This is a genomic window from Sphingomonas abaci, assembly GCF_014199625.1.
Classification (GTDB): domain Bacteria; phylum Pseudomonadota; class Alphaproteobacteria; order Sphingomonadales; family Sphingomonadaceae; genus Sphingomonas; species Sphingomonas abaci.
On the sequence record NZ_JACHNY010000014.1, the window covers coordinates 40,273 to 47,507 of the forward strand.

At 65.0% G+C, this 7,235-nt stretch carries 9 protein-coding genes; 3 read left to right on the forward strand and 6 right to left on the reverse strand.

Going from position 1 to position 7,235, the window contains the following annotated elements; genetic code table 11:
- Nucleotides 1-37: 37 nt before the first annotated feature.
- Genes GGQ96_RS19225 through GGQ96_RS19235 form a run of 3 tightly spaced genes read right to left on the reverse strand, consistent with a single transcriptional unit; the run spans nucleotide 38 to nucleotide 1,313 of the window.
- Nucleotides 38-607 (reverse strand): sigma-70 family RNA polymerase sigma factor, encoded by a 570-nt coding sequence (locus GGQ96_RS19225; RefSeq protein ID WP_184116968.1) that lies wholly within the window; start codon nucleotides 605-607, stop codon nucleotides 38-40.
- The gene (locus GGQ96_RS19230; protein WP_184116969.1) at nucleotides 604-1,044 is read right to left on the reverse strand and encodes a periplasmic heavy metal sensor; all 441 of its coding nucleotides are present in this window, start codon (nucleotides 1,042-1,044) and stop codon (nucleotides 604-606) included. The genes GGQ96_RS19225 and GGQ96_RS19230 overlap by 4 nt, the downstream gene beginning before the upstream one ends.
- Nucleotides 1,041-1,313: a hypothetical protein gene (locus GGQ96_RS19235; protein ID WP_184116970.1), complete on the reverse strand. Its 273-nt coding sequence runs from the start codon at nucleotides 1,311-1,313 to the stop codon at nucleotides 1,041-1,043. The genes GGQ96_RS19230 and GGQ96_RS19235 overlap by 4 nt, the downstream gene beginning before the upstream one ends.
- A 119-nt stretch (nucleotides 1,314-1,432) precedes the next feature.
- Between GGQ96_RS19235 and copC the strand changes: the two genes are divergently transcribed.
- Nucleotides 1,433-1,804, forward strand: coding sequence for a copper homeostasis periplasmic binding protein CopC (gene copC, locus GGQ96_RS19240; RefSeq protein WP_184116971.1), 372 nt, complete (start codon nucleotides 1,433-1,435; stop codon nucleotides 1,802-1,804).
- Nucleotide 1,805: 1 nt separating this feature from the next.
- Complete coding sequence (gene copD / locus GGQ96_RS19245; RefSeq protein WP_184116972.1) at nucleotides 1,806-2,735, forward strand: copper homeostasis membrane protein CopD; 930 nt, start codon at nucleotides 1,806-1,808, stop codon at nucleotides 2,733-2,735.
- Nucleotides 2,736-2,966: 231 nt separating this feature from the next.
- Here copD and GGQ96_RS19250 read toward each other — a convergent pair whose 3' ends face one another.
- The 3 genes from GGQ96_RS19250 to GGQ96_RS19260 form a co-directional block, all read right to left on the reverse strand.
- On the reverse strand, nucleotides 2,967-4,397 hold the full coding sequence (locus GGQ96_RS19250; protein ID WP_343059135.1) for a YncE family protein: 1,431 nt from the start codon (nucleotides 4,395-4,397) through the stop codon (nucleotides 2,967-2,969).
- The gene (gene copM, locus GGQ96_RS19255) at nucleotides 4,394-4,762 is read right to left on the reverse strand and encodes a CopM family metallochaperone (protein WP_343059136.1); all 369 of its coding nucleotides are present in this window, start codon (nucleotides 4,760-4,762) and stop codon (nucleotides 4,394-4,396) included. Before copM ends, GGQ96_RS19250 begins: the two co-directional genes overlap by 4 nt.
- 96 nt (nucleotides 4,763-4,858) lie before the next feature.
- A complete protein-coding gene (locus GGQ96_RS19260; protein ID WP_343059138.1) occupies nucleotides 4,859-5,950 on the reverse strand; it encodes a YeiH family protein in 1,092 nt (363 codons plus the stop codon).
- Between the two features lie 109 nt (nucleotides 5,951-6,059).
- Here GGQ96_RS19260 and GGQ96_RS19265 point away from each other — a divergent pair, with 109 nt between their 5' ends.
- Nucleotides 6,060-6,932 carry a LysR family transcriptional regulator gene (locus tag GGQ96_RS19265; RefSeq protein ID WP_184116973.1) on the forward strand — a complete coding sequence of 291 codons (873 nt, stop codon included), beginning with the start codon at nucleotides 6,060-6,062 and terminating at the stop codon, nucleotides 6,930-6,932.
- Nucleotides 6,933-7,235: the final 303 nt, after the last annotated feature.

Here is a 7,235-nt window from a genome sequence, read left to right on the forward strand (position 1 = left end):
GCCCTAACCCTCTCTACGCGTCTCGCCCGATCATCCCTTAGCCGGCGTTCAACTTTTCCATGAGGCGCGCACGCGCACGATAAAGCCGGGTTTCGACCGCTTTCTGGCTGATGCCCAGCACCTCGGCCGTCTCGGCCTGGCTCAACCCTTCGATCGTTCGAAGCACCAGCGGCTCCTTCAGATTGGCCGGCAAGGTCGAGATAGCGCGCGTCACCCGATCCAGCTCCTGGCGATCGGCTGCGCTGTCATCGATCGCCACGGTGTTGTCGGGAAGGGCGTCGGCCTGATCCTCGGCCGCGAAGCCGAAGGACAGAAAACGGCGAACGGCCCGCTTCCTCGCCCAATCCCGGCATTTGTTGATCGCGATCGTCGACAGCCACGCCTTCATCGCCCGCTGCGCGTCGTAGCGCGGCAATGCCTGATGCGCGGCGACGAAGGTTTCCTGCACCAGATCGAGCGCCTCGTCGGGCTCACCGACACAGGCGCGCGCGAGCCGGAAAACCGGCTGACGGTAACGGCGCATGATTTCCGCAAAGGCCGCCTGACGGCCGGCGATGCTGAGCGTCGCCAGTTCGCCGTCAGACAATGCGGTCCAGTCGAAGCTCACCCCTGGCCGTCGGTGAGCGCCTTCACCACCGCGGCATCGAATTGGGAGGTCTGATCGGGTCGCAGCAACCGTCGCATGGCGAAGATATGCGCGAGCGTCGCCTTTTGCAGCTCGCCCATCGCCGCATGGCTCTGGTCCACCGCGGCTGCGACCTTGGGGCCGTTGCCGTGTTCGGTTTCGATCGCTTCGGCGAGCCGGGTGTTGGCAGCACGCATCTCCAGTTCGAGCGCACGACGCTGCATCGCGAAGCGATCTTCCAGCACCTTCAGCCGTGCCTGCTGGCCGGCATCCAGCGTCAGCTTGTGGTGCAACACGTCATGCAATGCTGCGCCCGGCTGCTGGGGCTGCGGCAACAGCGCCCGCCCGACGAACACGCCTCCGATCGCGGCCAGAAAGGCGAGCACGATACCGAGAATGATGCGGGTCATCGAGCTCATTGCTCACCCAGGAGCAAGGAGGAAGGCGCAAGCGGCGACGCTCCGCCAAGCGGGGCCAGGGGAACGGTCGGGCGGGCAGCGGCGGGCAGCTCGGCTCCCACGATGCCGATTGCGAGCGCCGCTGCCGTCACCACGCCAAGGCCGATGCCGGTCTGCCGCACGACGGGCCGCGAGCCGATCCGTGCAAATACCTGGGCCTCGATGCCATCCAGCTCAGCCGGGGCAGGTGTGCCTGCCAGCCTCGCCAATGCTCTGTCCAATTCGTCCATGCTTTCCACTCCGCCCCATTAGCATTTCATACGCAGGATTGCCCGACATCCCTCATCGGGCGGGTGAGGGGTGCGCGACCGCGGCGCGTAGATAGGGCACGAACCCACGGAGTAACCCCATGCGTCGCATCTTCCTTCCTACTGCCATTGCCCTTCTCGGCGTCGCCGGCGCAGCGCAGGCTCATCCAAAGCTGATGACAGCCTCGCCGGCCGCGAACGCGACCGTCGCCAAGCCGGCCCGTGTCGAACTGCGTTTCAGCGAAAAGCTGATGCCGAAGTTTTCCGGCGCAGATCTCATGATGATCGGACATAGCGGGGCGTCGCATGCGCCGATGAAGGTCACGGCGACGGCAGCCGTTGCCGGTGACGGCAACACGCTTGTCCTGACGCCCAAGGCGCCGCTCGCCCTGGGCCGCTACACGGTCACATGGCATGTCGTGTCGAGGGACACGCACCGCGTCGCAGGCAACTACGCCTTCGCGGTAAAGTGAGGTGGAAACCGACTGGCCGGTGATCGCTGCCCGCTTCGCGCTCTATCTGGCGCTGGGCGGACTGTTCGGCCTGTCGGCATTCGGCCTCTACGGCCTCAAGGCAGGCGAGCGCGCCAGTGCGTTCGCGTTGCGCCTCTGGCTCGTCGGGCTCGGGCTGCTAGGCCTTCTGCTCTCCGCCATCGCACTCGCGCTACTCGCCGCGGCGATGGCAGGCACGCCGCTCTGGCCGATCGATCGCGAGGCGATCGGGATGCTGCTGTCAGGGTCGACCATAGGCACGGCATGGAAAGCACGCGTGATCGCGCTGATTGTGGCGTCGGTCGCCGCCTTGATGGCGGCCGGACGTACGCCCCTCCTTGGCGTCGTGGTGATCGCCAGCGCTATCGCGGTCGCGACGCTCGCCTGGACCGGGCATGGTGCAATGGACGAGGGCGCGAAAGGCTGGACGCACCTCCTTGCCGACATCCTCCACCTGCTCGCAGCCGGCGCATGGGTCGGGGCACTGCTTGGCCTTATCCTGCTTGTAGCTCGTCCTGACCGCCGGGCCGATACGGCTCATCTGACGCTTACGCATCGCGCACTGCACGGGTTCGGCCTGATCGGTACGATCGTGGTCGGCACCCTTATCGTTACCGGCCTCGTCAATACATGGCTGCTAGTCGGCTTAGGCAACCTTCCGAAGCTCGCCGCGTCCCTTTACGGCCAGCTTCTGCTTGCCAAGCTCGTCCTGTTCGGCGCGATGCTGGTGCTGGCATCGCTCAATCGCTACCGTCTGACGCCCGCATTGAAGCACGCGATGCCGGGTGGCGATCAACGCGGCGCACTCAGCGCCTTACGTCGCAGCCTCGGCATCGAGGCGCTCTGTGCCATTACGATCCTCGCGCTCGTCGCATGGCTCGGAACGCTCGAACCACCCATGTCGGCGATGTGAAGAATGGGGCGGCCGATCACGGCCGGGTTAGAAATTGCAAACCGCTGTGCCGCCCTCGGTGTCAACCGAACGGTTTTGACACCTAGGCTTGAGGGCTTCGCTTTCTCACTTCTGCAATAGCCACGGGTTTTGGGAAGCCGGCGGCATTCCCATTTCTCGATCCCGGTGAAAATAGGCAGTTGGAACGAGCATCGGGGGACGTTTCCGATGCTCGTTTCAAACAGACATCCGTTACTGCTTGACCTGTCGTTGCACCACACTGCCGACAGCGTCCGGCTGACCAGACGCGATCACGAGATAGCGGCGCGACCCTGCGGGGGCAGCCTGCGTGACGATCTGCCGCAGCGGTCCGACCGCATTGACGATCGCACCGCCGGCGGGGTTGGTCATGAACTTGGCCAGCGGTTCGACCGGGCCGGTGCCATCGGAAATGGAAGACAGCCCCAGCACGAACGGCATCTTTGGCGGAAGGCCTGCAACGGCGGCTTGCAGGATCTGCACCTGCCCCTGATCGAACAACGTCACCTGGCTTCGTCCGGTACCAGAGAGGACTAGCTGAACCTTTTCGCCCGCCTTGGCGAGCGGTTGAAGACCGGCCATGCCGTCGCCTGACGGTACCGCGCCGGGGACATAGGCGACGCCTTGCGAGCCTTGCCCGATCGGGATGGTGGCGATGACCTTGTTCGTCGCGGTGTCGATCGCGGCCACCGCATCGGCATTTTCCAGACCGACATAGATGCGGCTGCCGTCGCCCGAGGGCCACAGCCCGTGCGGCAGCGCGCCGACCGGGATCGTCGCGACCTGGGCGAAATTGTCGGTGCGGAATACCTTTACGACATTCTCGGTGCCGACCGTTACATAGGCGAACTGCCCGCGTCGCGTCTTCGCAATGTTGACGTGGTTGGTGATCGCGCCCGTCGCGAAGCTCTTCAGCACTGCGAATGGAGGCTTGGCGTCGAACACCATGACCTTGCCGATGTCCTTCAGCGTCAGCCATACCTGCTTGCCATCGGGCGTTGCGGCGATGTCGGGGCAAAAGGGGCTTTCCTGCTTCACCCTGCCGACGATCTGCTTCGACGCTGTGTCGATCACCACGGTTTCGGGCGAGAAGCTGGAGCAGACATAGCCGTACTTTCCGTCCGGCGAGAAGATCGTCATGCCGGGACCGTTGGGGACGGGAATGCGCCCTGTCTCCTTGTAGGTCGTGCCATCGAGGACAGCGATATAGTCCTCGCCGCGCACGCTGACCCAGACCTCCCGGCCATCGGGTCGAAAGAAGGCCTCGTGCGGGCTGCGGCCGACATAGGTGGTGTGCCGTACGCTGTTGGTGGCGGTGTCGATGAAGCTGACCGCATTCGATCCAATCGACACGACGGCGAGCGTCCGCCGGTCGGGTGAGAAGCCCATGCCGTGGACCAGCAACTGCCCGCGATACAGCGGGCTGAGGTTCATCGGTGTGGGATCGCCCATCTTGATGACGCCAAGCAGCCGGTTGGTCGACGGATCGATGACCGACACGGTGTTGGAAAACTGGTCCGAGGTATAGAACCGGTCGCTGGACGATACGGGCATGTCGGGCTGTGCGTTCGGCACCTGCTGCGCGGTCGCCGCGACGGGGGCCAGCATGGTGCCGGCAAGGGCTGCGAGGATCAGCTGCTTCACCGATGGGTTCCTTCCGGGTGATGGGACTGGGGAGCGGCGGGAGCGCCGCCCTTTTCGTTCAGGATGGCCTGCATCACGGCGATCTCCTGCCGCTGTTCGACGATGATGCCCTGCGCCAGGCGGCGCAGCCGCTCTTCCTTGCCGAAGCGGAGTTCCGCCTCGGCCATGTCGATCGCACCCTGATGGTGCGGGATCATCATCGCGGCGAAGTCGCGGTCGGGATCGCCGGTCGACGGGACCGCCATCGCCTGATGCATGCGCTGCATCGCACCGGCCATCGCGGTGGCGAAGTCGCTGGTCTGGGCCAGCGCCGCGCCGCTGAACAGAGCGGCAGCAGCGAGCGCTGTCTTGAGCGGGATTCTCACGATATCGGCAACTCCACACGGTCGGACACGGGAGGTCCACGCATCCGGCTCAACATAAACTCATATTTTTCGATTCGCTTCGGCCGCGATCGGCCGTCAGGCGATGTGCAATAGCGCCAGCAGAGACATGCTGATCGCGCCCAAGCCGAGCAGCGACAGCACCACGGCAGTCGTCACCTTGCCGCCCGCCTTGGCGACGGTGCGGACGTCCACGCCCAGTCCCAGCGCTGCCATCGACACCACGGTCAGCAAGGTGGCGATGCGGCCGATCGGCGGAATGGCAGCGGTCGGCACCAGCCCGAACGACCGGCAGGCGACCATTACGAGAAAGCCGACGATGAACCACGGGACCAGATGGGCGAGGTCGAACTTCTTTGGCGCTGCGGTGCCCGCCACGAACTCTTCCGCAGGCATCTGCTGCGGGGCAAGGCGTGGTGCGATCAGCGACAGGACGAGGCACACAGGCCCCAGCATCAGCACACGGACCAGCTTGACCAGCGTTCCCATCTGCACCGCCGCAGCCCCCAGCGGCGAGGCGGCCGCGATCACCTGTGGCACCGCGTACACGGTCAGCCCGGCCAGCGCCCCGAAGGCGATGCCACTCATGCCGAGCGCGATCCCGAGCAGTGGCAGGCCGAGCACGACGATGACACCCAGCACGGCGGTGAATGCGATGGAGGCGGCGACGTCATCGCTGTCTGCCCCGATCACTGGCGCGACCGCGGCGATGGCCGAATTGCCGCAGATCGAGTTGCCGCACGCGACCAGCAGCGCCATGCGCGTTGGCAGGCCGAGCAGACGACCTATGCCGAAGCTCAGCAGGATCGCACTGGCCACCACGCCGGCAATGCCGACAAGCAGGGGTACGCCAGCAGCCAGGATGGTGGCGGCGCTGACCGAGGCCCCGAGCAGGACGACCGCAACTTCCAATAGATATTTGGCGCTGAACGCGATGCCTTCATGCCAGCTGTCGCCGGGCGTCCACAGGCTGCGGATCGCGGTGCCGATCAGGATGGCGAGCACCAGCGCCTCCAGCCACGCCTTGCCCGCGACGGCGCGCTCGCCGGCTTCCAGCGCATAGGCGGCGCCGGTCACGGCCAGGCATAGACCGATACCCGGCAGGAGGGCGAGCAGTCGGTCGGACCGGCCGATGGCTGCAACGGTGGTGGGTCGAGCAATGGTGGTCACGGGGATGTTCCTTCCGCTGCATCACTTATGCCGCGATCACCGATCGTTCCAACGCATCTATATTGTTATTCCGATCGCCAAACGTGATTGATTGAGATACAGGACCGGTATGACGCTGGAACAGCTTCGCATCTTCGTCGCCGTGGCCGAGCGGGAGCATATGACGGCGGCTGCCCGCGCGCTGAACGTCACTCAGTCCGCGGCTTCTTCGGCTATTGCTGCGCTGGAAGAGCGGCATGCGATCAAGCTGTTCCACCGGGTCGGGCGCGGTATCATGCTGACCGAGGCCGGACGACTGTTCCTCGCGGAAGCGCGCGGCGTTCTGGCGCAGGCGGAAACGGCTGAGACGGTGCTGCGCGATCTCGGGGGGCTGGCGCGCGGCACACTCCGGGTTGTCGCCAGCCAGACGATCGCCGCCTATTGGCTGCCGCCTTTTCTCGCGACCTTCCACGCGCGTCACCCGGCGATCGATATCGACCTGGCGATCGGCAACAGCGAACAGGTGGCTGCCGGCGTGCATGACGGCGCGGCAGACCTGGGAATCGTCGAAGGACGGATCGATGATCCGGCGCTGGCGCACTGGCCGGTTGGGGAAGATCGCCTACTGCTGGTAAGGGCCAAGCCGTTCGGAGATGCGGCGATCGACGCCGCCTGGCTGCGTCATGCGCGCTGGGTGCTCCGCGAACCAGGGTCCGGCACACGCTCGACCTTCGACAGCTACCTACGTCGCTTGGGCGTTGATCCCGCCAGGCTTGACGTGGCACTGACGATGCCCTCCAACGAAAGCGTTCGCACGGCTGTCGAGGCCGGGGCTGGCGTCGCTGTCCTGTCGGCACTGGTGGTCGAACCAGCCATCGCGGCAGGCACGCTGCATGTCGCCCCAATCGCGTTCGAGCCTCGCCCTTTCTTCGGGCTACGGCACAAGGAGCGCTATCGCACGAAAGCCGCGGATGCTTTGTTGGACGTGATCGCCTCGCGATAGGTCTTCTCGATTTTGAGGCGTTGACGGGTTTTGGGAAATAGATTTGCTTTCTGATATTCGATCCCAAATGGGAAGGCTGCGACCGTCCCGCGGGCCGTTCCAGACCGTCCGAAAACTCCGTCCTCCTGCTTCGAGGCATAAGATGCGTGCGCCATGGGGGCGCAATGAATTGCCGCGAACGGCATACGAAGGACACTTTGTTGCAGACGCAATGTTGATTTCCACTGAGAGCTGACCCGGCGAAGGCATAAATTTCCACCGAGAAGTGACCCGTGTCTCAACCTCACCCCGGCGTGCTGTCGG